The 24,841-nt window shown below is 68.0% G+C and carries 27 protein-coding genes and 1 tRNA gene; 12 read left to right on the forward strand and 16 right to left on the reverse strand.

The window, feature by feature from the left end; genetic code table 11:
* Nucleotides 1-172 precede the first annotated feature (172 nt).
* Nucleotides 173-382 (forward strand): hypothetical protein, encoded by a 210-nt coding sequence (locus ASF58_RS25395; protein WP_082513221.1) that lies wholly within the window; start codon nt 173-175, stop codon nt 380-382.
* Between the two features lie 105 nt (nt 383-487).
* On the opposite strand, the gene ASF58_RS21105 is transcribed toward ASF58_RS25395, so the two are convergent.
* Together ASF58_RS21105 and ASF58_RS21110 are read right to left on the reverse strand one after the other, a co-directional pair.
* Nucleotides 488-563 (reverse strand) — tRNA-Lys (locus ASF58_RS21105).
* Between the two features lie 103 nt (nt 564-666).
* Nucleotides 667-2,244: a 2-isopropylmalate synthase gene (locus ASF58_RS21110; protein WP_055957183.1), complete on the reverse strand. Its 1,578-nt coding sequence runs from the start codon at nt 2,242-2,244 to the stop codon at nt 667-669.
* A 569-nt stretch (nt 2,245-2,813) separates the two neighbouring features.
* Here ASF58_RS21110 and ASF58_RS21115 point away from each other — a divergent pair.
* Both ASF58_RS21115 and ASF58_RS21120 read left to right on the forward strand, forming a co-directional pair.
* Nucleotides 2,814-3,290 (forward strand): SRPBCC family protein, encoded by a 477-nt coding sequence (locus tag ASF58_RS21115; RefSeq protein ID WP_244477447.1) that lies wholly within the window; start codon nt 2,814-2,816, stop codon nt 3,288-3,290.
* Nucleotides 3,291-3,466: 176 nt separating this feature from the next.
* Nucleotides 3,467-3,796 (forward strand): hypothetical protein, encoded by a 330-nt coding sequence (locus ASF58_RS21120; protein WP_055957187.1) that lies wholly within the window; start codon nt 3,467-3,469, stop codon nt 3,794-3,796.
* On the opposite strand, the gene ASF58_RS21125 is transcribed toward ASF58_RS21120, so the two are convergent.
* From ASF58_RS21125 to pdxY, 3 genes are read right to left on the reverse strand one after another with little or no spacing between them, the layout of a single operon-like run.
* The gene (locus ASF58_RS21125) at nt 3,793-4,503 is read right to left on the reverse strand and encodes a hypothetical protein (RefSeq protein ID WP_055957189.1); all 711 of its coding nucleotides are present in this window, start codon (nt 4,501-4,503) and stop codon (nt 3,793-3,795) included. The genes ASF58_RS21120 and ASF58_RS21125 overlap by 4 nt on opposite strands.
* On the reverse strand, nt 4,496-5,392 hold the full coding sequence (locus ASF58_RS21130) for a PhzF family phenazine biosynthesis protein (protein ID WP_055957191.1): 897 nt from the start codon (nt 5,390-5,392) through the stop codon (nt 4,496-4,498). Before ASF58_RS21130 ends, ASF58_RS21125 begins: the two co-directional genes overlap by 8 nt.
* A 48-nt stretch (nt 5,393-5,440) precedes the next feature.
* Nucleotides 5,441-6,289: a pyridoxal kinase PdxY gene (pdxY, locus tag ASF58_RS21135; protein ID WP_055957193.1), complete on the reverse strand. Its 849-nt coding sequence runs from the start codon at nt 6,287-6,289 to the stop codon at nt 5,441-5,443.
* A 150-nt stretch (nt 6,290-6,439) separates the two neighbouring features.
* Between pdxY and ASF58_RS21140 the strand changes: the two genes are divergently transcribed.
* Together ASF58_RS21140 and ASF58_RS21145 are read left to right on the forward strand one after the other, a co-directional pair.
* Nucleotides 6,440-6,961: a DedA family protein gene (locus ASF58_RS21140; protein WP_055957194.1), complete on the forward strand. Its 522-nt coding sequence runs from the start codon at nt 6,440-6,442 to the stop codon at nt 6,959-6,961.
* Between the two features lie 6 nt (nt 6,962-6,967).
* On the forward strand, nt 6,968-7,753 hold the full coding sequence (locus ASF58_RS21145) for a cobalamin-binding protein (protein WP_055957196.1): 786 nt from the start codon (nt 6,968-6,970) through the stop codon (nt 7,751-7,753).
* 31 nt (nt 7,754-7,784) lie between these two features.
* Here ASF58_RS21145 and ASF58_RS21150 read toward each other — a convergent pair whose 3' ends face one another.
* Nucleotides 7,785-8,171, reverse strand: a complete 387-nt coding sequence (locus ASF58_RS21150) for a hypothetical protein (protein ID WP_244477434.1) — start codon at nt 8,169-8,171, stop codon at nt 7,785-7,787.
* Nucleotides 8,172-8,370: 199 nt separating this feature from the next.
* On the opposite strand from ASF58_RS21150, the gene ASF58_RS21155 reads away from it, so the two are divergent.
* On the forward strand, nt 8,371-8,856 hold the full coding sequence (locus ASF58_RS21155) for an MmcB family DNA repair protein (protein ID WP_055957198.1): 486 nt from the start codon (nt 8,371-8,373) through the stop codon (nt 8,854-8,856).
* A 78-nt stretch (nt 8,857-8,934) separates the two neighbouring features.
* Entirely contained in the window at nt 8,935-10,269 is a 1,335-nt protein-coding gene (locus ASF58_RS21160; RefSeq protein WP_055957200.1) for an adenylate/guanylate cyclase domain-containing protein, read from the forward strand.
* Nucleotides 10,270-10,279: 10 nt separating this feature from the next.
* On the opposite strand, the gene ASF58_RS21165 is transcribed toward ASF58_RS21160, so the two are convergent.
* The 5 genes from ASF58_RS21165 to ASF58_RS21185 all read right to left on the reverse strand — a co-directional run bounded on the left by ASF58_RS21165 (nt 10,280) and on the right by ASF58_RS21185 (nt 14,134).
* A complete protein-coding gene (locus ASF58_RS21165) occupies nt 10,280-10,468 on the reverse strand; it encodes a hypothetical protein (protein WP_055957201.1) in 189 nt (62 codons plus the stop codon).
* A gap of 116 nt (nt 10,469-10,584) precedes the next feature.
* Complete coding sequence (locus ASF58_RS21170; RefSeq protein ID WP_162242090.1) at nt 10,585-10,842, reverse strand: hypothetical protein; 258 nt, start codon at nt 10,840-10,842, stop codon at nt 10,585-10,587.
* A 69-nt stretch (nt 10,843-10,911) separates the two neighbouring features.
* Nucleotides 10,912-12,390, reverse strand: a complete 1,479-nt coding sequence (locus tag ASF58_RS21175) for a protein adenylyltransferase SelO (RefSeq protein WP_055957204.1) — start codon at nt 12,388-12,390, stop codon at nt 10,912-10,914.
* A gap of 139 nt (nt 12,391-12,529) precedes the next feature.
* Nucleotides 12,530-12,958, reverse strand: a complete 429-nt coding sequence (locus ASF58_RS27310; RefSeq protein ID WP_055957206.1) for a hypothetical protein — start codon at nt 12,956-12,958, stop codon at nt 12,530-12,532.
* A gap of 54 nt (nt 12,959-13,012) precedes the next feature.
* Nucleotides 13,013-14,134, reverse strand: coding sequence for a phosphatase PAP2 family protein (locus tag ASF58_RS21185; protein WP_244477435.1), 1,122 nt, complete (start codon nt 14,132-14,134; stop codon nt 13,013-13,015).
* A 136-nt stretch (nt 14,135-14,270) separates the two neighbouring features.
* On the opposite strand from ASF58_RS21185, the gene ASF58_RS21190 reads away from it, so the two are divergent.
* The 3 genes from ASF58_RS21190 (at nt 14,271) to ASF58_RS21200 (ending at nt 16,798) form a co-directional block, all read left to right on the forward strand.
* The gene (locus ASF58_RS21190) at nt 14,271-14,852 is read left to right on the forward strand and encodes a transcriptional regulator (protein WP_244477436.1); all 582 of its coding nucleotides are present in this window, start codon (nt 14,271-14,273) and stop codon (nt 14,850-14,852) included.
* 664 nt (nt 14,853-15,516) lie between these two features.
* A complete protein-coding gene (locus ASF58_RS21195) occupies nt 15,517-15,915 on the forward strand; it encodes a hypothetical protein (RefSeq protein ID WP_055957211.1) in 399 nt (132 codons plus the stop codon).
* Nucleotides 15,899-16,798 (forward strand): sigma-70 family RNA polymerase sigma factor, encoded by a 900-nt coding sequence (locus ASF58_RS21200; RefSeq protein ID WP_055957213.1) that lies wholly within the window; start codon nt 15,899-15,901, stop codon nt 16,796-16,798. Before ASF58_RS21195 ends, ASF58_RS21200 begins: the two co-directional genes overlap by 17 nt.
* 3 nt (nt 16,799-16,801) lie before the next feature.
* Here the strand turns inward: ASF58_RS21200 and ASF58_RS21205 are convergent, their stop codons facing one another.
* Both ASF58_RS21205 and ASF58_RS21210 read right to left on the reverse strand, forming a co-directional pair.
* Nucleotides 16,802-17,242: a hypothetical protein gene (locus ASF58_RS21205; RefSeq protein WP_055957216.1), complete on the reverse strand. Its 441-nt coding sequence runs from the start codon at nt 17,240-17,242 to the stop codon at nt 16,802-16,804.
* A 12-nt stretch (nt 17,243-17,254) separates the two neighbouring features.
* Nucleotides 17,255-18,013, reverse strand: a complete 759-nt coding sequence (locus ASF58_RS21210) for an SDR family oxidoreductase (protein ID WP_055957218.1) — start codon at nt 18,011-18,013, stop codon at nt 17,255-17,257.
* Nucleotides 18,014-18,280: 267 nt separating this feature from the next.
* Here ASF58_RS21210 and ASF58_RS21215 point away from each other — a divergent pair, with 267 nt between their 5' ends.
* Entirely contained in the window at nt 18,281-20,653 is a 2,373-nt protein-coding gene (locus tag ASF58_RS21215; protein WP_244477437.1) for an ATP-binding protein, read from the forward strand.
* 233 nt (nt 20,654-20,886) lie between these two features.
* Here the strand turns inward: ASF58_RS21215 and ASF58_RS21220 are convergent, their stop codons facing one another.
* The 3 genes from ASF58_RS21220 to hmpA form a co-directional block, all read right to left on the reverse strand.
* Nucleotides 20,887-21,813, reverse strand: a complete 927-nt coding sequence (locus ASF58_RS21220; RefSeq protein WP_055957219.1) for an MBL fold metallo-hydrolase — start codon at nt 21,811-21,813, stop codon at nt 20,887-20,889.
* 250 nt (nt 21,814-22,063) lie between these two features.
* Entirely contained in the window at nt 22,064-22,486 is a 423-nt protein-coding gene (locus ASF58_RS26295) for a YbfB/YjiJ family MFS transporter (RefSeq protein WP_156375833.1), read from the reverse strand.
* An 89-nt stretch (nt 22,487-22,575) separates the two neighbouring features.
* Entirely contained in the window at nt 22,576-23,817 is a 1,242-nt protein-coding gene (gene hmpA / locus ASF58_RS21225; RefSeq protein WP_055957654.1) for an NO-inducible flavohemoprotein, read from the reverse strand.
* A 96-nt stretch (nt 23,818-23,913) separates the two neighbouring features.
* On the opposite strand from hmpA, the gene ASF58_RS21230 reads away from it, so the two are divergent.
* Nucleotides 23,914-24,396, forward strand: a complete 483-nt coding sequence (locus ASF58_RS21230) for an Rrf2 family transcriptional regulator (RefSeq protein ID WP_055957221.1) — start codon at nt 23,914-23,916, stop codon at nt 24,394-24,396.
* Nucleotides 24,397-24,841: the final 445 nt, after the last annotated feature.

The raw sequence follows: 24,841 nt of genomic DNA on the forward strand, positions 1-24,841 counted from the left end.
CGCTTGCGCCATCACGCGCAGGCTGCCTAACCTCTCACCCCAGATGGACCAGAGCCTCCGCTCCTGAACACCGCTGAATGTCCCAAATCATCTGACGACGGACAATGGCTAGCATTTTTTATGGCGACATCCTGATCCAGGGCGACGTCGATGCAAAGCGGCCCAGCTGAGCATGAGCAACGTATTTCAATTCCCACCAAGCCGTCAGGCACCAGCTCGGCAGATCCCGCGCGAAGAGTTCGAGCGCTTGGCGGAGCTCGCGTTAGACGTCGTCGACCGAATTGTGGCGATGCTTGATGAGCCGGGCTGCAATGCTGGTGCAGAGGTCGAAAGCCGGGTCGTTCGGCTGAACCGAAACGGCCAGGACCTCGACCGCGGCTAGAACGAAGATCGAGTGACAGGTACACTCGCGCTTCCCATGCGCTTCCCGATACTGTTCGCCGGGAAGCGGCTTATCCGAGATCTGCTGCTAAGTGTCTGAAGTGATTGGTGGGTGCACAAGGGTTCGAACCTTGGACCCGCTGATTAAGAGTCAGCTGCTCTACCAACTGAGCTATGCACCCAACGCCTTGCGGCGATCACTGCGGCCCACCAAGCCCGCTGCGATGAGGGGGCTGATAGCAAACGCCCCGGAGGGTGTCCACCCCCGGGGCGTTATTTTCTCGGCTAAACCGCGGCCGGGCTCTGCGCATGCAGGCGCTCCGCCCAGGCTTCGAGCTTGTTGAGGGCCGAGAGGTAGGCACGCGCCGAGGCGACCAGGGTGTCAGGGTCGGCGCCGCGGGCGGTGACACTGCGCTCGCCGCTCTTCAGACGCACCGAGACCTCGGCCTGGGCGTCCGTGCCCTCGGTGACCGCGTGAACCTGATAGAGCTCGAGGTCGGCCTCGTGGGGCACCAGGGCCTGGATCGCGTTGAACACCGCGTCGACCGGGCCGTTGCCGTCGGCCTCCTCGGTGACGACACGGCCCGCGATGTCGAGCTTCAGAGTCGCCCGCTGTGGGCCGCGGGTGCCTGCGATCACCGACAGCGAGACGAGACGGATTCGATCATGCGCCGTGGCAAGGTTCTCGTCGACCAGCGCCTCGATATCCTCGTCATAGACGTGCTTCTTGCGGTCGGCCAATGCCTTGAAGCGCTCGAACACGTCCTGCATCTGGTTGTCGCTCAGGACGAGGCCGAGCTCGTCCAGTTTAGACCGGAAGGCGGCTCGGCCCGAATGCTTTCCCATGACGAGCGAGGTCTTGGCAACACCGACCGAGGCCGGAGTCATGATCTCGTAGGTCTCTGTGTGCTTGAGCATCCCATCCTGATGAATGCCGCTCTCGTGCGCGAAGGCGTTCCGGCCGACGATCGCCTTGTTGTACTGCACGGGGAAGTTCGTCGCGTGGCTGACGAGCTTCGAGGCGCGGGTGAGCATCGTGGTCTCGATGCCGGTCTCATAGGGCATGACGTCGCCGCGGGTGCGGATCGCCATGACGATCTCCTCGAGAGCGGCGTTGCCAGCGCGCTCACCGATGCCATTGATGGTACACTCGACCTGACGGGCGCCGCCCTCAATACCAGCCAGGGAATTGGCGATGGCGAGGCCGAGATCGTCGTGGCAATGCACCGAGAAGATTGCCCGATCGGCGTTCGGTACCCGGTTCCGGACGTCCTGGAACATCCGGCGGTACTCGTCCGGTGTGGCGTAACCCACGGTATCGGGCAGGTTGATGGTGGTCGCGCCCGAGTGGATCGCCGCTTCGACGCAGCGGCAGAGATAGTCGATCGGCGTGCGGGTGGCGTCCATGGCCGACCATTCCACGTCCTCGACGAGGTCGCGGGCCTGGGACACCGTCTTCAGGATGATCTCCACCACCTCATCCTCGGACTTGCGCATCTGGTGCACGAGATGGATTGGCGACGTCGACACGAAGGTATGGATACGGCCGCGCCTGGCTTGGCGCACCGCCTCACCGGCCCGGACAATGTCCGCCGGAATCGCGCGGGCGAGACCCGCGACGGTGGCGCGCTTGACGCGTCGGGCGATCTCGGAAACCGCCTCGAAATCGCCGTTCGACGCGATAGGGAAGCCCGCCTCGATGATGTCGACGCCCATAGTGTCGAGGAGTTCGGCGACCGCGAGCTTCTCATCGAGGGTCATGGTGGCGCCGGGGCACTGCTCACCGTCGCGCAGGGTGGTGTCGAAGATGAGAACGCGGTCCTTCGCGCGGGCTTCGGGTGCCGGTGTCGAGGAGGTCGTCATGTTGGATGTCCTGTCGGGGCGCGGTCAAGAATCGAGGACGCGGCGCCGAGAAATCGAGGGAGGCCGGGCAAGCGCCAGAGTGCCGGTGCCGACCTTCGCGAACTGCGCTCCCCTGAGAGCCCAGGCGCACGCGCCCTGACGGCCCTCAGGGGCGGATAAGAAGGAGCAGGGCGGTGAGAGACGCGCGCGACCGGGCGACCGCGAAGGCGGCGTTGGTCGTGCTGCACGTGGAGCCGGCGCTGGCCAAGGCTCGTCTCTCCCGAGGGGCAAGGGCGTGCCGTGGCGGCTCGCGAACCTTTGTGAAGGTGGTTTACCTAGCCGCTGGCGGCTGGCTTGACAAGGTTTGGCGCCCTACGCGCAGCGGATCTCCCGTCGAGGGCTATCCCGGCCGATGGGAACGCCGCACAGATTCTCCACACCCAGTTGTTCGAATTCGCAGGTGTTTGCGTCGGACGCATTGTCCTGAGCTCCACCCCGCCTAGCTTCGAAGGCGGATCGAATACGATCCGGCGGCAGAATCAGTCCGTCCACGCAAGAATAAATCTGGAAGGAAACCCACCATGTCACGGATGCTGTCGCGCACCCTGGGCCTGCCCGCTCTAGCCCTACTCGCCGGAACGGCGCCGGTGCTGGCGCTCGATGCCGCCAAAACCATCGACGTCGCCGCGCCACCGGCCAAGGTCTGGACGACGATCGGCGATTTTTGCGGCATCGGTCAGTGGCATCCTGCCATCGAGAAGTGCGTGCTGTCGCAGGACGGGGGCAAGACTCTGCGGACCCTGAGTCTGAAGGGCGGCGGCACCATCGTCGAGTCGCAGACCAAGCGCGACGACAAGGCCATGAGTTACACCTACGCCATCGTTTCCGGGCCCCTGCCGGTGAGCGACTATTCTTCGACCCTCTCGGTGATGCCGAAGGGTTCGGGCTCGACCGTGAATTGGACCGGCAGCTTCAAGGCGAAGGGCGCTCCGGATGCGGTGGCGATCGATGCGGTCTCCGGCATCTACGATTCCGGCCTGAAGGCCATCGCCGACAAGTCCAAGTGAGCGGCTCCAGGTGAGCGGCTGGTAGAAAAGTCCAACCCGAGGGCGGCTCACCGGGGTCGCCCTCTCATTCCGGGTTGTCCGGCCCCGGACCCGATTGACCGGCCGGAGCGCACGGCGCAAAACCGCCCCGGATCAAGCTGTGCCGTGTCCCGGCATGGTTACTGTCAGGAGCCGCCGTGTCCCGGGTCAGCCTCGCCGTCGCCGTCCTTCTCTCCGCCGCCCTGCTCGGCGCCTGTAAGCCGACCACCTCCATGTCGCCTGCGGCCGCCGTCGCCCCGGCCCCCGTGGTCGCAGCGCCCCTGCCCCAAGGCACTGGCTGCAGCCCGTCCATCGCCCGCACCCAGGCGGTGGTCGACAGCGACGTCGCGACCGGCAACCTCAATCCACCCGTGGGCGAGCGCTTCAGCGCCGACCTGCGCCACGCCGCCGATGCTTGCGCAGGCGGACGCGAACGCGAAGCCCTCAACCTTCTCGGGGCCGCCAAGGCGCGCTACGGCTACCGCTAGTCCGCCGCGAAGGCACGCGCCAGATAAGCCCGCACGAAGCCGGGCATCCGGGCAGCATCGAGATCATCCGGCCCGCGCGCGATGGCGAAGCCGGCGAGTTCCGGCGCGGCCTCGCTTCGCCGATGGCCTTCCATCCGGCCATGCAGCGCCTTGGCTGTCTCGGCGAAGCGTACGGGGCGCAGGAACGCACGCTGGCTTTGGCCCGAGACCAGGACCCATTCCTCCGGCGCGTCGGCCGGTAGGACGAGGCCTGTCTCCTCCAGGAACTCCCGCCCAGCGCTTCCGGCGAGGTCGACGCGGCTGCCATCACGGATGTCCGTGTGATCCGGGGTCCCGCAGGCAAAATAGATCTGACCGGCATTGGCGGTGTGTCCGCCCATGATGCCGAGGAGGGCCGCACCGTCAGAACTCCACGGCACCACCGCTGCGAAGGCATTGGTCACCGCCGGATCCGGGGAGCCCGCGTGGCGGAAGGCGAGGAACTGGGAATACGCGACCTCGAACAGGTCGATCACGCAGACCGATCCGTCGATGCGGCAGTCGCGGGCAAGGAGCACCCGTCCGTCGAACAGATCCGGTCGCTCGGCGCGCCGCCGGGCCCAGGTCTCGGCGATCGTCTCGGCATGGTCGCGGGCCCAGGCCCACTCGGAGGGTACCAACCGGGCCTCGATGTGCCTGAGCGGCGTCAGCGTGAAACCGTCAGACAAGCAGGGTGCCCTCGCTCACGAGGACTGCCGCCCCGCTGATCTCTACGGAGCGCAGGGCACCGGCGTCGATAACGAGTTGGACCCCGATCGTGCTCGGCCGGCCCATGGCGACGCCCTGGCGTAGGACGATGTCGTGCTCACCGTCGCCCAGAGGCTCGAACTGCATCATCACTCCGGCGAAAGCCGCCGCAGCCGAGCCGGTGGCTGGATCTTCCGGCACGCCGATATGGGGCGCGAACATTCGGGCCTGATAGCGGTGGCCGACCTCCTCGGCGTCGAGGGTATAGCAGTAAAGCGCGGCCGGGGGCCCGAGGTCACCGAGGGCGGCCGCCACCATCCTGGCCCGGTCGAGAGCCGCTTGGCTGGCGAGCGGCACGAACAGGAACGCAGGGCCGGCCCGGTGCCGGCTCGGGACATGGCGGGCGAAGCCGATCTCGCCCGGCTCCAGGCCCAGGGCGGCGGCGACCAGGCTCGTCTCGGGCCCCTCCCCCAGATACTCCGGAAGGACCGGCATCTTGAAGCGCCCGGTGCCGCGCCCGTCCCCGGGTTCAACCACGCAGGCCAGGGTTCCGAGGGAAGCCTCGAGACCGAAGGCCATCGCATCGGCAAGCCCCGCTCGCTGGTCGCGCAAGGCGAGAAGGATGGCGGTGCCGAGGGTGGGATGCCCGGCGAAGGGCAATTCGGACGTGGGCGTGAAGATGCGCATCCGGGCGCGGTGCCGGGACGCCTCGGGCGGAAGCACGAACACCGTCTCGGACAGGTTGAACTCGGCGGCCAGGGCCTGCATGGCAGCCGTGTCGAGGCCTTCGGCATCGAGGACGACGGCGAGGGGATTTCCCGTCAGCGCCGTGTCGGTGAACACGTCGAGGGTCACGAAGCGGCGTGGCATGGTTGGTTCTCCGGACTCTGCGAAGGATGAGCTTGAAGAGCGTTCACCTTAGACGGTGTCCACTGGGAACGTCTCGGTCGGCGTGACGAACTCGTCCTGCGCCGCCACCGTGAGGATCTCGCGGGAGCCAGCTTCAGCCGTGCGGCGCAGGAGGCCGTAAACCGAGGCCCCGGCCATGCCCAGGGCCAGCGCGGCCGAGCGCGTCCGGGCATAGTGCACCAGGAACAGGGCCGCGATGGCGTCGCCCGCACCGTTCACGTCGAGGTGCAGGCGCGGCGTGCGCAGGCGCCAGAAGTGACCGCCCTCCCCCGCCAGGAGATCTATGGCGTCGTCCGGCGTGTCGTCGGTGATCAGCGAGGTGACGAGGACGACCCGGGGCCCCAGCGCATGAACCGAGGCCAACGCGCGCTTGGCCTCCGCGAGGGTGCCGGTCGGCAGACCCGAGAGGTGGTTCAGTTCGAACTGGTTCGGCGTGACGATGTCGGCCGCCGGCACCGCTTGCACACGCATGAATTCGGGGATGCCGGGGCGCACGTAGATGCCGCGGTCGGTGTCGCCCATCACGGGGTCGCAGGCGTAGAGCGCCTGCGGGTTCAGCGCCTGCACCGAGGCCACGGCCCGCACGATGGCGGTACCGATGTCGGCCGAGCCCATGTAGCCCGAGAGCACCCCATCGCAGGTCCCGAGCACGCCGCGCTCGGCAATGCCGGCGACGAGATCCTCGATCGCCGGGCCGTCGAACACCCGGCCGCGCCAGGCGCCATAGCCGGTGTGGTTGGAGAACTGCACCGTATGGATCGGCCAGACCTCGACGCCGAGGCGCTGCATCGGAAACACCGCCGAGGCGTTGCCCACGTGGCCGAACGCGACGTGGGACTGAATCGAGAGGATGTTCATTCCGGAATCTCCCGAAATCCCGCGGCCGAGGAGTTGTGGGGCCAGCCCTTAACCTGGTTTTCCCTCTCGACGCACCCCCGCCGGCGCCCCCGCGCTTGCCCCGATCCGCGCCCTCGGTCACAGGAAAGCGCCGAACCTCAAGCGAGCCCCATGGACTTCGATTCAATCCGCACCAGCACCCTCGCCTTCGTGGAGGCAAACCAGGGTTGGACGCCGCTGATCGTCGGCGTGCTCGCGTTTTGCGAGTCCCTGGCCTTCCTGTCGCTGCTGGTGCCCGCCACCTTTCTGCTCCTCGGCATCGGGGCTCTGATGGGCTCGGTCGGCATCCCGTTCTGGCCGGTGATGCTCGCGGGCGCCCTCGGGGCGGCGCTCGGCGATTGGGCCTCCTATGAGTTCGGGCACTACTACAAGGAGGGAGCCAAGCAGATGTGGCCGATGCGGCGCTATCCCGCCATCGTCGCCCGCGCCGAGGAATTCTGCCGCAAGTGGGGGGCAGGCGGCATTCTGATCGGGCGCTTCATCGGTCCTGCCCGGGCCGTGGTGCCGCTGATTGCGGGTGTGTTCGGGGTGAAGCGCCTGCCGTTCCAGATCGCCAACGTGACCTCGGCCCTGGCCTGGGCCTTCCTCATGCTGGCGCCGGGGGCCGGGCTCCTCGGTTACCTGAAGGGCTGAGGCGCGGTGCGCCGGTTCCCGCCTGAGCGCATCGTCTGCCTCACGGAGGAAACCGTCGAGACGCTGTACCTCCTCGGCCAGGAGGACCGCATCGTCGGAGTCTCGGGCTACGCGGTGCGCCCCGCCCGGGTCCGGCGAGAGAAGCCTCGGGTCTCGGCCTTCACCAGTGCCGACCTGCCCAAGATCCTAGCCCTCGCTCCCGACCTCGTCCTGGCCTTCTCCGATCTGCAGGCCGAGATCGTGGCCGATCTTGCTCGGGCCGGCATCGCCGTGCACCTGTTCAACCAGCGCGATTTGGCCGGCTGCCTGGCGATGATCCGGACCGTCGGCGCCTTGACCGACGTGCCGGCCGAGGCCGAAGCACTGGCGATACGGCTGGCCGCCCGGATCGCGGCCGCCGCTGGGGAGAGCGCCGGGCGGCCGCGGCCGCGCGTCTATTTCGAAGAGTGGGACGCCCCGATGATCTCCGGCATCGGCTGGGTCTCGGACCTCATCACAGCAGCGGGCGGCGACGACGTCTTCCCCGAACTCAGCCGGCAGGCGGCGGCTCGGGACCGGATCGTGACCTCGGAGGCGGTGATCGCAGCGCGACCCGATGTGATCCTCGCCTCCTGGTGCGGCAAGCGCGTGAACCGCGACCACATCCGCGCCCGCCCGGGATGGGACGCGATTCCGGCGGTGGCCGCCGGACGCATTCACGAGATCAAGTCGCCGCTGATCCTCCAGCCCGGCCCCGCCGCCCTGACGGACGGTTTCGACGCGCTCCGCGCCGCCCTGCGGGACATGGCCTGAGCGGAGTCATACGGTCGGCAACGGGTCGGCCTCACGCGGGCGCGCGCTTGGAGCCCGTCCCGACGGGGCCGCGAGCCAGGCTCGGCGTCGGACGATAAGATGGCGCAGGCGGGCCGCCCGCTTTTCCCCGGCGCTCGCATCCGTCGCCGCAGGCGATGTCCGGACAATCAGCGGAACCTCCGTCGACCAGGCTCACCCGGGCGAGGACAAGGCGAACGAGCACCACCACCGCCAGGACGACGAAGGGCCAGGCCAAGCCCAGCCCGACCAGCACGGCGATGCCAAGCTTGAGCACCAGGGAGCCCGCGCGCTTGACCAGGGATATAAGGGTCGCACCGGCGCCCATGCTACCGCGCGCCGCCCTCAGGACGCGCCTCCGGGCAGGCAGCGAATCCAGGCGCGCGAGTTCACGCGTCACGCACTCCGTCTGCGCGTCCCGGTCCGGATCTTCGTTCTTCAGCAGGTCACCTCCCCCCGATCGACCGCGATGGGTGCCATGATCCGAGCCGGTGCTCCCCCGAAGCGGGGCAAAGGGGTCGCAGGTGACAAGCCGCGCCGGGGCTGATTTCCTGCGAACAGTCCCAATTCGGGACGTCGTTCCGATGCATCAGAGCCGTATGTCAGCAGCCCTCGCGTCCGTGATTCTTCCGCCCGACCGGCGACAGTCGGCCACCGCACTCCAAGTCCAGCGCGGCGTCCGGCGCCTGTTCGCCGAACTCGGTCACGTCACCATTCCGGAGTTTTCCCTGGCAAACGGTCGTCGCGCCGACGTCATCGCACTGTGCCCGGCCGGGCGTCTGACGATCGTGGAGATCAAATCCAGCGTCGCCGACTTCCGGGCCGACCGGAAATGGCCGGATTACCGGGACTACTGTGATCGCTTCTACTTCGCGATTCCCGAGACGCTCTCCACCACCCTGACCCCGGAGGACACCGGCCTCATCGTTGCCGATGCATTCGGCGCCGCGATCCTGCGCGACCCGGCGGACCATCCCTTGAGCGGTCCCCGGCGCAAGGCCGTGACCCTGCGCTTCGCCCACAGCGCCGCGCGCCTGCTGCACGCGCTGGCCGATCCCGGTGCCATCCGCGAAGGCGCCCTCTGAGCCACGGCGAATCGCCGCCGATGCGCGGGTGGCCTAGCGTGGTAAGGAACCACGCGCCACTCATCGATTGCCAACCGCATGCGCCTGCCCTCGCGTCGCCGTCCACACGACGGTGATCCCGCTATCCTGAGACGGCTTCAGGCCGCTTCGGGCCGTCGGTCCCTGCTGCTCTACCTCATCATCGTCCTGGTGCTCGTGGCCACCGCCCAGGGCTACGACGGCTCGGCCCATTCCACCCATCACTGGATCGGCCTCGGGGTCTACGCGGTCTTCTCCCTCGGCCTCGGGATCGCCGACTGGCGCGCCTCGCAGCGGGAGGGTGGAGCGGTGCCCGGGACGGAGTGGCTGGCCTGGACCGCGACCCTGCTGAACGCCGGCGTAGCGCTGTTCCTGATCGTCGAGCACATCCTGCTCGGCGCGGTGGAAACCGAGGAGACCGCCACCGCGGTGAGCCGCCTGCCGGCCTTCCTTCTCCTGCTCCAGACCGGCCTCAGCATGCGGGTCTGGCACACCGCGGCGTTCTCGGGGCTGATCAGCCTCGCCTGGGGCGGCACCATTCTCCTCGCCTATCTCGCTCCCGAGAGTGCCCTCCTCGGCCCGCACGTGACCCTGGAGGAGGAGGTGCCGGGCCTCCTGACCTTCCTGGCCGCGAGTCTCGTGGTGATCGACGGGGTGCGCCGGCTGCAGATGGCGGTGACCACCGCTTTATGGATGGAGCAGGAGCGGACGAGCCTCGCGCGCTTCGTGCCGCGCCGCGTGGCGGGGGAGCTTGCCCAGCGCGGCGGCGGCGTCGGGGCGGTTCAGTCCCGCCATGCCTGCCTGTTCGGACTCGATCTGCGCGGCTTCTCGGCCTTCTCGCGGGATCAGGCTCAGGAGGAGGTGGTCCGCGCCCTCCTCGACGTCCGTGCCCTGACCCACGTGGCGGTGAGCGAGCATGGCGGCATCGTCGACAAGTATGTCGGCGACGGCATCCTGGCGCAGTTCATCGTTGGGCGCCCGGAGTCCCAGGCCGAGGCGGTGATGGCCTGCGCTCGGACCATCGTGGCCCGTCTCGCGGTTCTGAACGCGGAGCGCCACCGGGAGGATCGGCCGGAGTTGCGCATCACCATGGCGCTGCATGCCGGGGAGGTTCTGGTCGGGGTCTTCGACGATGGCCACCGGGCCGAGTTCACGGTGCTGGGCCCGGCGATGAACCGGCTCGCGCGGATCGAGGCCCGGGCCAAGGCCGCCGACCTGACCCTGTCGGCCTCGGACGAGGTGATCCGCCTCCTCGGTCCGACCACCCGGGCATCGCTCCGGCTCTCCGGCATGCCCCCGTCGGAGTGCCGGGACACCCGCGACATGCGGCTGTTCGCGGTGGACTGGACCGACGGCACCGCAGCGGCGCAACCCCCGGTCGCCTCCGTGGCGTGAGCCGAGACGTTCAGCGCGAGAACGAGCCGAAGCCCTCGAACCCGACGCGCTGGTTCGCTGCCTCGTCGGCCTTGGGCCTCTCGATGAGGGCAGGTTCGATTTGAGGCGCCGAAGGCTCCGGCCGAGTGGTGCGGGGCGGCGGACGGTCGTCCGGTACGGAGGGCCAGATCGGACGGTCCGGCTTCAGTGTCTGGGTCATCGGGACACTCCTGGCATGCGCTCGCGCGCACCTATGAAATACAATATACCAGAAATGCCGCAAGCCTCTCCGCGTTCCCTCCACACCGGGGAAAGCGATACCCAAGCCGGACCCGCTCAGCCCTCGGCCTTGTCCGTCTGCCCGGTCTTCACACCGCCCATCGGGTCCGTCTCGTCTTCGTCCTGCGCCGCGTCACCGGTTCGCCCCTGGGGGGTGAGGCGCGGCGCGTCGATGGCACCCGCCTCGGCGGCCTCGGTGCCGGGCCGGTCCATGGGTTCGCCGGGCGCGTTCTTGACCTGCCCGGTGACGGTGTCCCGCGGTCCGGTGGCGAGGCCGCCCGTGGAATCGGCTCCGGCGGTGGGGTCTTTGGGCATCCGACGTGTCTCCGTCATGGGCGGGGTGTGGTCCCTCGGAGAACACCGCCCGCCCGGAGCCGGTTCGGTTCAGGTGCCGCAGAACGTTCGCAGCACGCGCTCGTGCGGCTGGGGCGGCTCGGCATAGGCCGCGAAGGCGGGCTGGTCATCGTAGGGGCGGGCCAGCACCGTCACGAGTTCGTGGAACGGCGCGAAGTCGTCGCGCGCGATCGCCGCCTCGATCACCGCCTCGACCCGGTGGTTGCGCGGAATGAAGGCGGGGTTGACCCGGTCCATCGCCGCCCGGCGCGCGGCCGGGTCCCTCGGCTCGGCGGCGAGACGTGCGCGCCAGCGGGTCGCCCAGGCATCGTATACGGTGGAGTCGTCGAACAGGTCGCGCATCGGACCATCGCCCTCGGGGCCGAGAACCGCCGCGCCGAGGCGCCGGAAGGTCAGGGTGAAGTCGGCGGTCCCGGCCTGCATCGCCTCGAGCAGGGTGCGGCCGAGCTCGCGGTCCTCGTCCCGTTCGGTCGCGAGGCCGAGCTTGGCCCGCAGGCCGCCGTAATAGGCCGCCTCGAATCGGGGGCCGAAGGCGCCGAGGAGGTCCTGCGCCACGGCGATGCCGTCCTCGGTCTCGGGCGCCAGCAGCGGGAGGAGCGCCTCGGCGAAGCGGGTCAGGTTCCAGTGCAGGATGCCCGGCTGGTTGCCGTAGGCGTAGCGGCCATTCTCGTCGATGGCGCTGAACACGGCGGAGGGGTCGTAGGCGTCGAGGAAGGCACAGGGTCCGAAGTCGATGGTCTCGCCGGAGACGGCACAGTTGTCGGTGTTCATCACGCCGTGGATGAAGCCGACGAGGAGCCAGCGCGCGACGAGGTCGGCCTGGCGCTCCACCACCCGGGTCAGCAGCGCGCCGTAGGGATTCGGGGCCTCCGCCAGCTCCGGGTAGTGCCGGCCGATGACGTGGTCGGCGAGCGCCCGCACGCCGTCGACGTCGCCCCGCATGGCGAAGTACTGGAAGGTGCCGACGCGGATGTGGCTGGTGGCGACCCGGGTCAGGACACCGCCGGGCAGGACCGTCTCGCGCATCACGGAATCCCCGGTGAGCACGGCCGCCAGGGCCCGGGTGCTGGGGATGCCCAGGGCCGTCATGGCCTCGCTGACCACGTACTCGCGCAGCACCGGCCCGAGGGCGGCGCGGCCGTCGCCGCGGCGGGAGAACGGCGTCGGGCCCGAGCCCTTGAGCTGGATGTCGCGTCGTAGACCGTCGCGCCCGACGACCTCGCCGAGCAGGATCGCCCGGCCATCCCCGAGCTGTGGGACGCGGTTGCCGAACTGGTGGCCGGCATAGGCCATGGCCAGGGGCTCGGCGCCCTCCGGGACCCGGTTGCCGGCCAGGACCGCGACGCCCTCCGGGCTCTCGAGCCAGGCGACGTCGATCCCGAGCTCCGCGGCCAGGTCGTGGTTGACCCGGATCAGACGCGGCGCCGCCACGGGGGTGGGGTTCACTGGAGCGAAGAAGTGCTCCGGCAGGCGGGCATAGGTGTTGGCGAAGGGAATGGCGGCTGTCATCGAGGGCTTGGGTCCCGTGTGCGGCGCGGCGGGCGGCTCTCGCCACGAGGTGGGGCGCCGCGGCCGTCAAGGCAAATCATGCCAGTCCTGATGTCACGCCCGACAGCACGGGGTGCCGTCCCGTCGGAGCGCGACGGCCTCAGCGGTCGGCGTGCCGTCCCCGGGTCGGGTGATGGCGGGCCGCGCGGTGGCGCCGGGAGGGCACGCCCTCGACCGCGTCGTCGGGCGCGAAGCCGGCGCCGCGCAATCCGGACCGCCGGCCGGGCGCCTGTCCGGTCCCCTGCCCGATCCCCTGCCCAGTCCCTTGCACGTCGTCGTAGGGGCCGCGCCCGGTGCGGGCCCGGTAGGCCGCGCCGGCGAAATCGCCCGGGGTCGGGGGCGTGCCCGGCTGGGAGAAGCTGGTCTCCGGGCGATAGGCCGGGCCCCAGCCGATCGCGTCGTCGCCGGCCGGGTCCTTGCCGGGAAAGCCGGTGACGTAGCCGGTGCTCTGGGCCGCGGCCGGCAGCGGCAGGGCCGAGGCCGCGGCGCAGGCCAGGGCCGCCGCGATGGCGAGGCTGGAAGGACGCATGTCGATCCTCTCGGAGGGATGGAATCGGGCGCGCCGCATCACGGCCGCGCGTGTTCACCCCGGATAACGCGACCCGTGCGGGGCGGGTTCGGGCCGGAGGGTCGGCGCGCGCGAGCGGCGCCCACGCAGGACGGCGCGCCCGCCGATGACCGTGACCGAGAGCACGAAGCCGGCGAGGAGGTCGGGCAGGTAGTGCCCGCCGGCCCCGAGGGTCGCCACGACGATGACGGCGTTGAGGGCGATCGCCAGGGGGCCGACGACCGGGATCGGCGCCAGCGCCCAGGCGGTCAGCACCGCGAGGCAGACGTGGAAGGAGGGAAAGGTCACGAGGCCGCGGATGTCCTCCAGGGCCAGGGTGCGCAGGGTGCCGGCGCGCAGGTGCTCGAGGGCGTCGAGGTGCCAGAGGGCGCCCAGGGTCTCGATGGAGCCGTCCGGCACGGTGGCGAGACCGTAATGCACGAAGGGGCCGGCCGCCGGCACCAGGGCGGCGATGAGCACGACTGCGAGGAGCAGCACTGCGAACAGGCGCACATAGGCCCAGAGCCGGGCGATCCGGAGGGTGGCGCTGAGCGCGATCACCGTGAGCCCGACCTGCGGCCCGCTGGTGTGGTAGGCGAGCGCCAGCCACCAGGCGAGGCGCGGATGCGCCTGCAGGGCAGCGAGGTAGGCGGGCCAGTCGAAGCCGAGCGCGGCCTCCGCCCGCGCCAGCCGCGCATCGGCCAGCGGCAGGGCCCAGGTGGCGGTGAGATAGTGCAGCACCGCGATGGGCACGGTCACGGCGATGAGGCTGGCGCTCGCCAGCGCCATGGCCCGCAGCTTGGGCTCGGAGAGGATGGGGCCGAACAGGATCGCGAGCGCCAGCAGCGCCGCCACCATGGCCGCCGCCACGCCGAAGCCGAACGGCGCCAGGGCGATCCCCACCCGGCGCAGCCACACCGCGTCGAGGAGGGCGACCGCCAGGGCGAGGCCCCACAGCGCCGGATGCGGCGCGGCCAGGGCGGCCGAGCGTCGGCGGATCTGCGCGAGGGGTTCTGCGAGCGAAGGTCGTGTGCGGGAAGATCGTGTGCGGGAAAATCCGGGGGAAGATCTGGGGGAAGATCTGAGAAGGGAAGCGGCCTCGGCGGGCCCGCGGCGCGTCCCGCGCGCGGGCATCGAAATCGGAGTTGCGTCGCTCACCCGGAATCCTTCGTGGTTCGTCGAAGCCGGAACTCGGCTCTGCGCCGGTTTGTTGCCGGGCGGCGTCCCTTTTCCCCACCCCGTTCCGGTTCCGAGCCGCGATGGTCCCCCCGATGGTCTCCCCGATGGTCCTGCCTTGAGCCGCATCGCCTTCCTGGATTTCGAGGCGTCCTCGCTGGCCAAGACCAGCTACCCGATCGAGGTCGCCTGGGTGTTTCCCGACGGCGCGTCGGAGAGCTACCTCATTCGCCCGGCCCCGGGCTGGACCGACTGGGCGCCCGAGGCCGAGGCGGTGCACGGGCTCGCGCGGGAGCGGGTCGTGCGGGAGGGCGTCGCCCATGACTGGGTGGCGCTGCACATGCTCACGGCCCTGCGCGACGTCACGCTCTACGCCTCGGCGCCCTCCTGGGACGGGCAGTGGCTGAGCCGGCTCCTGCGCGCCGCCGGCCTGCCGCGCCACGCCCTCCGGCTGAAGGCCACGGCGGAGGCGCAGCGCCGCGTGATCCTGGACGTCCTCGCGGCCGGCGGCGTGGCGCCGACCCCGCGCGACGCCCTGGCGGGCAAGCTCCTGGCGACCCTGCGCCTGGAGGCCCGCGACGACCGGGCGGCCGAGCACCGCGCCCTCTCGGACGCCCAGCGCGAATGCCGGCGCTGGGCCCGCGCCCGGAGCCGCGCCGAGGCGCTGCTGCGCGAGGAGCGCGCCGGCGCGGTGGGGTGAGTCGTCCGAAGACGGAGGCCGACCGAGCCCCAGGCCTTCGCGGGCGCGTGCCCTGCCCGGGCCGAGGGCGCTCCCCGCCGCGCCCGTACGGCGTCCGAAGACGGATCCAACCGGCTGGCAGGCGTCGGTCCGCTGGGGAGACCCACGGGCCGAAGGCCATGGCTCTGCTTGATTTGGTGGGTGATCGCCGAGGCCGAGGGCGAGATGGGCCGCTTCGCGACGGCGTGTCCCGACCGCGACTGGTCGGCGCCAGGACCCTGACCCGAGGATCGAGCCCGCATCCGGTGACCGTGCGGACGGCCGCGGAGGGTACGGAGCGAACCCTGGCCTTTCACTCCGGACTAGACACTCTCTTTCTCACCCGCCTCGGTCGCAGGCGGATTAACCGCTCTCGACCCGACGATGCCGTTGATGCCCACACGTGGGCATCTCGAAAGCGGTCGTTCATCGATGGATATCGTCACAGTGTCCTAGGGTTCCGTGTCATGGCTTGATCGAGTGCTAGTAGCGACGCTCGGCCATCGGGTCAGGCAGCTCGTGTTCAGTGAGATGAGCCGTGCAAGACCGACGTTCCGAAGGGAGCCCTGCGGAAACTCGCATCCCATGTCACATCGGACGACAGCGCATCGTCACTCGCGTGAACCAATCACGTGGAGATCGCTCGATGACCAAAGCCATTCCGGTACTCGCCGGCATCCTCGGCGCAGGACTGGCCGGGAACGGCGTCTTCATGCTCGTCGCGCCCGAGGCATGGTATTTCACCGTGCCGGGCGTGACGACGACCGGGCCCTTCAATCAGCACTTCCTGCGCGATATCGGCCTGATCTTCGTGCTGATCGGGTCGGGGTTCGCGTACGGCGCGGCCCGACCGGGACCGCGTTCGCTGCTCTGGAGCATGGGTGCGATCTGGCTCTCGGGCCACGCGCTTTTCCACTTCTGGGAGGTTGCGGTGGGCATCTGCGGGCCGGAGGTTCTACCCCGAGACTTCCCCGCTGTGACACTTCCTGCGCTTATTGCTGTCGCCCTCAGCGTCTGGTCGTTCCGCCATGCCGACCATCGATGATCCGACCCGCGTCTTCGAGCAGGAGCGGGCGCGGCTCGTCCGGCTCGCCTACCGCATGCTCGGGTCCCTGGGCGAAGCCGAGGACGTCGTACAGGACGCTTGGCTGCGCTGGCGGCACGTCGACCATGCCGAGGTCGCCTCAGCCGGTGCCTTCCTATCGCGGACGGTGACGCGGCTCTGCCTGGACGTGATGAAGTCCGCTCGGGTACGGCGTGAGACCTATTTTGGCACATGGCTACCCGAGCCCGTCGCCCTGGTCCCGGACGAAGCCCCCGGCGATGACCTCACGCTCACGCTGATGCTCGCCCTGGAGAGGCTTTCGCCGCTGGAGCGGGCCGCGTTCCTCCTGCACGACGTCTTCGCGGTCCCACTCGCCGAGATCGCGACCACGCTCCAGCGTGAACCACCGGCAGTCCGTCAGCTCGCCGCGAGGGCTAGGAAACACGTGCAGTCCGCCCGCCCGCGCTTCCCCGTCGAGCGGGAGGAGGGGGCGCGCATCGCCAAGGCCTTCTTCGAGGCGTCGGCGACCGGCGACGTCGCGGCGCTGCGCAGCATGCTCGCCGATTCCGTCGTTGTGCACTCCGACGGAGGCGGAAAGGTGCTCGCCTTCCCGAGGCCGATCATCGGCATCGACAAGGTCACGCGCATGTTCGAGGGGATCGCGCGCAAATCGTGGATCCAGCATGCCCAGAAGCTGCAGGACCTTTGGATCGATGGCCTGCCGGGCTACTTCAGCCTGGAGCCGGGCGGGATGCTCCAGACCGTCGCCCTGGATATCCAGGGCGGATTGATCGTCGGCATCTACTTCACCCGTAACCCGGACAAGCTCCAGCGAATGGCAAGGTCGTTCGGAGGGGCGGTGGAAACGCCGACGCCTCACTGAGCCTCACCGGCGGGCTATCGCCAGCTCCCTGCGACAGACCGTCGAGAACGCGCAGAGCGGGTCGAGGTGGCTGGCGTGCCGAATGTCCGCGAAGGAGGCGAGATCCTTGTTCGGGGCGAAGTAGGTCTCACCGATGAGCCGCATGACGCGCTCGGCCTCCTCCAGCGTCTCCGGCTCTCCGAAGAGCCGGATCTTGTTCACGATGGCATAGAGGTTCACCAGCTTGGCCGGGTCGTCGAGGTCGTGCCGGAAAGCGTCGCCGAACAAGGTCGACGCCTCCCGGATGAACTCGCCGTAGAGCGCTTCCCGTCGCGCTCGGTCCTGCACCAGGAGCGTCGCACGCTCCTGGCTGTGTTGCGTCAGCCAAGTGGTCGCGAAGGAGGCCATCGCGCCGATGGCCGACCCGGCCAGCGCCGACAGCGCCGGGATGTAGGTAGCATCCATCGGCGGGAGGCCTCAGGCCACGCGCTTTGGCTGTGCCGCCAGCCAGTCGTCGTAGCGCCGCTGCGAGAGCCACGCGTCACCGGTGGGCGTCAGCCAGGGGCCTTCGAGGACCACCCCGAAATACGGTGCGGTGTCGTCGGTGACAACCTCACGCGTTTCGCCAAGGCCGTCGAAGTGACGCTTCACCAGATCGACCATCGGCAGGCGCTCCGGGCCGGCGATCTCGACCATGCCGTTTCGCGGTGGCGCCAGCGCGGCCTCCGCGACTTTCGCCGCAACGTCGGCCGACGCGATCGGCTGGATCGACGCGGACGTCACGCGCGCGACGCCGTCGACGATTGCGGCTCCCGCGATCGCGGCGACGAACTCGAAGAACTGCGTGGCGCGGACTAGGGTCCACGGCACGCCCGCCGAGGCGATCAACTCCTCCTGAGCGAGCTTGGCGCGGAAATAGCCGCTGTCGAGCAGGAGCTCGGTGCCGACCACCGAGAGCGCGACGTGGTGGGAGACGCCGGCATCCTTCTCGGCCGCGGCGAGGTTCCGTCCGGCGCGGACGAAGAAGTCCATGGCCGCGTCGTCGGCGAACGATGGCGAGTTGGCGACGTCGACCACGACGCTGGCGCCCTTCAATGCTTCCGCGAGCCCCTCGCCCGTCACGGCGTTGACGCCGGTGTTCGGCGAGGCCGCGAGGACCTCGTGGCCGGCGGCCTTCAGGGTGGTGACGACCTGCGAGCCGATCAGCCCCGTACCGCCGATGACGACGATTTTCATGTGATGCTCCGTCCTGTGTCCGGTCCCGGTGGGGACGTTCGAAACCAAGACGAAAGCGGTCCCACCCGTTGTGACATTGGCTCTGCGAAATTTGTCCGGTCGCGAGCCAGCCGCTCCGGCGGTCATACAAAACCTCCGGTCATGTCACGTGCGCACCTGCTTCCTCGTCATGCAGGGAGCATCGCGAGGAACGACGATCATGGCGCCCGACATCGAGAGGCTGACAAGAGACATATCCCATGTGCCCCCTGGGCGAGGAACGAACGGTTGACGCCGCCCCGTCCGCTCAGATGGCAGTTCCTGACCCTCTTCGTCGGCCTGCTGATCCCGACCCTGCTGTTCGTCGGAGTCCTGCTCTGGCGCTTCGCCGCGTCCGAACGCACGCGGGTCGAACAGGACGTGCAGACCAGAGCCCACGGCTTGTCCGTGGCGTTCGACCGCGAGATCCATGGCGTCCTCACGACGCTCCAGGCGCTCGCGACCTCGCCGAGCCTGGCGACCCACGACCTTCCGGCCTTCTACGCCCAGATGCAGGAGATCAGTCGCCTGCAGGGAATCAACATCAACCTTCGGCATATCGATGGGACCGCTGCGTTGACGACCCGGGCGCCGTTCGGAACCGCCGCACCCGCGCCCCCGGCCCTTGCGGAGATCGACAGGGAGGTTCTGCGCACCGGCGTCGCAGTGGTCAGCAACGTCTTCGTGACCTCCGTGACCCAAAAGCCGGTTTTTCAGATCGTCAGCGCCCCTGTCCGTATCGGCGAAACGCCGACTTATCTCCTCGCCGCGAGCCTCGATCTCGGTTACCTCGTGGCGACGACGCGCCGCGAGGATCTCCCGTCCGGTTGGATCGGGTCCCTGGTGGATCGAAACGGGATCGTCGCTGTCCGGACCGAGCGGCAAGAAGACTTCGTCGGCAAGCTGACTTCAACCGACTTCCGCTCTCATGCGATCGATGATGCCGGACGATATTATGGCCGCAACAGGGTCGGCGAGGATGTCCTGGTGGGCTATGGCCGGTCCAAGCTGACCGGTTGGACCGCGGCGGTCGTGGTGGATAAGAAGCTCGCCGAGGCACCGCTGCAGCGTTCGATCACGATCCTCGTCGGGTTAGGTCTCGTGCTTGGATCGCTCATCGTGGGCATCGCATTGGGGGTCGGTCGACGGGTTGAGCGTGCGATGCGTCGCCTCGGCGAAGGCGCCGCGGCGATCGGCCGAGGGGAGCCGGTCGGCGCCATCGCCACCCCTATCAGGGAGGTGAACCTGATCGGTGCGGCGCTTGCGACGGCGGCGCTTCAGTTGCAGGCGCGGACACGCGAGCGCGAGGTCGCGGAGATGGCTTTACGCGACCTCAACGTGGCGCTGGAAGACCGTGTCGCCGCGCGCACGCAAGAACTCGACGATGCGAACCGCGCGCTCATCGGCGAGATGCAGAGCCGCGAGACGGCCGAGGCTCATCTGCGGCAGTTGCAGAAGATGGAGGCCGTCGGCCAGCTCACCGGCGGCATTGCGCACGACTTCAACAACATGCTCGCCATCGTGATCGGCAGCCTCAATCTGATCCGAAAACGCCTGGCGCGCGGCGAGAGCGACATCGAGCGCTTCATCGATGTCGCCACGGATGGTGCGAACCGCGCGGCCTCGCTGACCCAACGGCTGCTGGCTTTCTCGCGCCAACAGCCGCTCGCGCCGGAGCCCATCGATGCCAACAAGCTCGTATCCGGGATGTCCGAGATCCTGCGCCGAACGCTCGGCGGCGATATCAAATTGGAGACCGTGCTCGCTGGCGGCCTGTGGCGCACCCATGCCGACGTGAGCCAATTGGAGAACGCCATCCTCAACCTGGCCGTCAACGCGCGGGACGCCATGCCGGAGACCGATAACTGCAGCGGTCGCCTGACCATCGAGACGGCCAACGCCCACCTCGACGAGGCCTATGCCAGGACCGTGGAGATTTCACCCGGTCAGTACGTCCTGGTTGCCGTGACCGACTCCGGAACCGGCATGTCGCCGGAGGTCCTGGCCAAGGTGTTCGATCCGTTCTTCACCACCAAGCCGGTGGGGAAGGGAACAGGGTTAGGCCTGTCGCAGGTCTACGGTTTCGTGCGGCAATCGAAGGGACACGCACGGATCTATTCGGAGCCCGGGCAGGGCACGAGCGTGAAGCTCTATCTGCCGCGCTTCTATGGCGAGGGCGAAGTTGCCGGATCGCCTCGGGATGTTCGGCTCACGGCTGTCCTGCCCCTCGGATGCCGACGCGAGATCGTCCTCGTGGTCGAGGACGAGGAGGCCCTGCGCCTTCTCAGCGTCGAGACATTGCGCGAACTCGGCTACAGCGTGCGCCATGCCAAGAGCGGTGTCGCCGCATTGCGTATTCTGGACGCCCAGCCCGACATCGCGTTGTTGTTCACCGACATCGTCATGCCCGACATGAACGGACGTCGACTGGCCGAGGAGGCGATCCGGCGGCGTCCGGAACTCAAGGTGCTCTACACGACGGGGTTCACGCGCAATGCCGTGGTGCATAATGGCGTGCTCGATCCCGGCACGCATTTCCTGCCGAAACCCTTCACCCTGCAGCAACTGGCGAACAAGGTCCGCAGCGTGCTCGATCATGCATCGGAACCGCTCGACGCGTGATCGATGGCGGACCGGGTCGACCGGCATCGTCGTAGTCCCGTCACTCCAGGCACGACGATCATCATCGAACGGTTCGCTGCGGCGCCTCCCGCATCACGTGTGGGAAGTCCCTTCGGTGCGGATCGCGGAAACGTCATCCCCGAACTTAGATCGGGGATGACGGCTTTCCCGTCGGCGATTCTGGGGGACCTTCTCCAGCGACGCCGCCGCCTTGGCTCTTGCCCGACGCGTGGTCAGTAATCCCAGAACACCGGCACCCAGCGGAAGGCGTCGCCATCGACCGCGACCCTGCCGACGGACGGGAACGGCAGGTGCGTGGCCACCAACTGTTCCCTGGTCCCGGCCAATTCCCGGAGAAGACGGATCCGAACGCGAGCTGCCTCCTCGGGGTCGTGCTCGAAACCGTTGTGCCAGTCGGGCTGGTCGAAACCCACGGGAAAGATGGCGTCGCCGGCGAACGTGAGGCGCTCGCCGCCGGATGCCAGCCGGACCACGCTGTGCCCGGGGGTGTGGCCCCCGGTGCGATGGACGACCACCCCCGGCGCGACCTCATGCGCATCTTCGAAGGTTCGCAGATGGCTGCGATACGCCTCCGAGAACCGTTTAGCCGTGGATCGCAGCGCATCCGGGAAGCCCGTCGGCATGGAGGTGCGGGAGAAATCGGGTGCTTCCCAGAACGCGACCTCGGCGGCCGCCACGTGGATCCGCAGGTCGGGCCGCAACCGTTCCTTCACCCCGTCGATGAGCAGCCCGCCGATATGGTCCATGTGCATGTGCGTCAGCACCACGTCGGTCACGGACGCCAGATCGATGCCGCCCGCTTCCAGTCGTTTGACCAGCTGGCCGGCTCGCGGCAGAGCCAGGTTCGGGTCCAGCCCGAGCCCGGCATCGATGAGGATTGTCTGCTCGCCACTCCGAACCAGGACGGCATTCAGCGGCCAGTCGAATGCGTCCGGCGCCAAGAACATGTCGTCCAACCATGCCGCCCGAACCGCCGGGTCGGCATTGTGAGCGAGCATGGCAGTCGGAAGAGGCAATACCCCGTCGCTGACGACCAGCACGTCGATCTCGCCGATGCGCACCGCGTATCGTGACGGCACCAATTCCTCCGAACTTGGACGCGCTCGGCAAGAATCTCTCGTATCGGTTTGGCCGGTCATTGAAGTGCTCATGATTACCCCTTGATCGGGACGCGCGGACATCCGGCTCACCAGGATTAGAAACGCGCGCCTACACACAGAGACGAGAGCAGGTGTGTGAATGTGACATGTGCGGTCAGGGATCGAGGCCCACGCCCGTGGATGATCCACATGTCGAAAAGCCCTCAAGAGCACGGTCTCCTTATCCACCCCTCTCGGTCATGCGTGGACGGACGGGGCCCGACTCAACCTGGCCTTAGAATTTTTCCGATCATGACGCGAAAGCTCGACGACCGCGAAGACTCACCCGACAGTGTTTTGCCCACGTGGCGAGGTAAGAAACAGCCTCTAAGGCTTCCGTCTTGCCTCGCAGTGCCTGAATGCTGCGGTAGCTGACCGACGCCGCGATCTGATGTGGTTTCTTGCCGTCGGCGGCGAGCGCCAGGGCACGCACGACCCTGGCCCGAGCGCGCCGTTGCCCGAAGCTGAGGCCTGTCTCTCGGCGAAACTCTCGCGTCAGGGTCCGGCGGCTGAGACCTTTCTGCTCGGCCCATGCGTCCAGACTACCGTCGCGTATCATCAAAGGCATCAACGGCGTAAAGGCCAAACGACCGATGCCCATTGCGACGGCAAGGGCGATGACCAGCCAAGCGGACCGGTCGAGCACCGGGGATGAAGCCGATTGGGTGCTCATGGACTTCTCAACCAATGGACCTCTCCGGATTTCGGCGAGGTCCCTTAAGATGTCGCGGACAGCCCGTATTTTGGGTGGCGCGGCGGTGCTCAGGCCGCTTGTCTCGGCGCCTCGACCAGTTCATCGGCCGGCCCGAAGAACTCGAAGCGGATCCGCTCGATTGGGATACCTAGACGGCCAAGCCCGTTCACAAGCGCGGCCAGGAAGGGTTTGGGGCCGCACAGGTAGTAGGTCGCCTGCTCCCGCGGGGTGTTCGCCGCCAGCCACTCCGCAGTGACCAGGCCCGTCTCAGCAATCTGCCGGTCGCTAGCACCCTGCTCTTCCAGATGCGCATAAAAGAACCGGGAATGCAGATTCTCGTGGCCGTTCGTCAGGGCCCGCGCATGTGCGCCCATGGCGTGAACCCGTCCGTTCAGGGCACCGTGGACAAACCAGGTCGGACGCTCCGGCGAAGTGGCGGAGATCGTCTCCAGCATGCTGATCATGGGAGTCAGCCCGACGCCGCCGCTGACCAAAACCACAGGTTCGTTCGTGCTTCGATCGAGGAAGAATTCCCCGGCCGGCGGGGCAACCCTGACCAAGGTGCCCGGTCCGGCATGGTCATGCAACCAGTTCGAGACGACGCCGGCCGGCACGCCCGGCGAGGCCTCCCGCTTCACGGTGATGCGATAGGCGCGGTCGTTCGGGGCGCAGGAGATGGAGTAGTTGCGCTTGAGCGCCCCCCGGTCGGGGAGGTCGAACTGAAAGCCAAGATACTGTCCCGGTTCATGACGCAGGACCGGCTTCCCGTCGGACGGGACCAGCACGAAGGAGCGGATTGTCTCGCTCTCCTGGGTGACGCTCTCGACGACGAACCCGCGCCAGCCGTTCCAGCCGCCGGGCTTCGTGGCGAGGTCGCGATAGATCGTGGCCTCGCGTCCGATCAGCAGTTCGGCAAGGAACCAGTATGCCTCCCCCCATGCGGCGCGGATCTCGGGCGTAGCGGCGTCGCCGAGCACGTCCTGGATCGCGCCGAGCAGGGCCTCCGCCACATGGGGGTAGTGCTCGGGCAGGATGTTCAGGGCGACGTGTTTCTGGGCGATCCGCTCGACGGCGCCCGCGAGGACACCGAGATTGTCGATGTTGCGGGCGTAGGCGAGCACCGCCTGCGCAAGCGCCTTGGGCTGCGATCCGGTCTCGCCATGGTGGGACTGATTGAAGAGAGCGCGCATCTCGGCATCGACGAACAGCCGCTCGTACATGCGCTGGGTGATGGTGAGCCCGTGCCCCTCCAGGGCGGGTACGGTGGCCTTGATCAGGGCGATGGTGGCTGGTGCGAGAGGGGTCGGCATCTGCATCTCCCATAAGATTCATTGTCGATGAACCTTATGGCCTGCAGATTGTAAAGGTGCAACGAATATGTACCTTAGGCTCTCATAGGAGCTGCCATGCGCCTGACGCGCTACACCGATTACGCCCTCCGAACTCTGATCTACGTCGGCTTGCATGAGCCACGGCAAAGCTCGATTGCCGAGATCGCGCGGGCCTACGGCATCTCAGAGAGCCACCTCACGAAGGTGGTGCACCAACTCGGACGCCTAGGGTTCATACGCACCACCCGGGGTCGAGGTGGTGGGCTACAGCTCGCCAAGCTTCCCGCGGAAATCGTCGTAGGCACCGTTGTGCGACAGACAGAGGAAGATCTTGCGCTAGTCGAGTGTTTCGCCGGCGGGGCCTGCGTGATCACGGCTCCATGTCGCCTTCGGCGTGCGCTCGGTGAAGCCTTGGCGGCGTTTCTCGCGGTTCTTGACCGCTATACCCTGGCCGATCTGCTGGGTGGAAATGACGGGATCGAGATTGCCGCCCTGCTTGGTCTGCCTTCCCCAATGAAAGAGGTGGCGCCACATCTTTCCCCTCCTACGAAGATATGAGTGGCGTGATCTGAGTCTTATGTTTTGAAAGCAAAAGTGGCGTTCGTGCTAGGGACGCTTCACGGTTCGTCTTTGTCCTTGGTGGGATTGCAATGAGGTTTAATATGCATCCCGGCACCATACAGATGATTTAGCACCCTACAGAGGCGCAACTGAGCGGTGAAAGCCTGTGTCTCTCGTCGGACCTAGACAGTGCGCTACCTGGGCCGAAAGCGTCCGGGCCATCGCCGGATCTGCTGGCGCTTTTCTGTTTTACTTGGGTACCCATGGTTTTGAAACTAATAGGCTCGCGGGAAGGGCATGTATCGTTCAGCTGGAAGACATCGAAGCGGTCGACTGATCCGAAGACACGTCTGTCGAGCGTCTTCACGCCTTGAACCGTCGCGCTTCGAGATTCAATCAAACGTCCGCTTCAGCGAATTGCCTCCCGAAAGCGGACAGACAA

It is taken from the genome of Methylobacterium sp. Leaf125 (assembly GCF_001423085.1).
Taxonomy (GTDB): Bacteria; Pseudomonadota; Alphaproteobacteria; order Rhizobiales; family Beijerinckiaceae; genus Methylobacterium.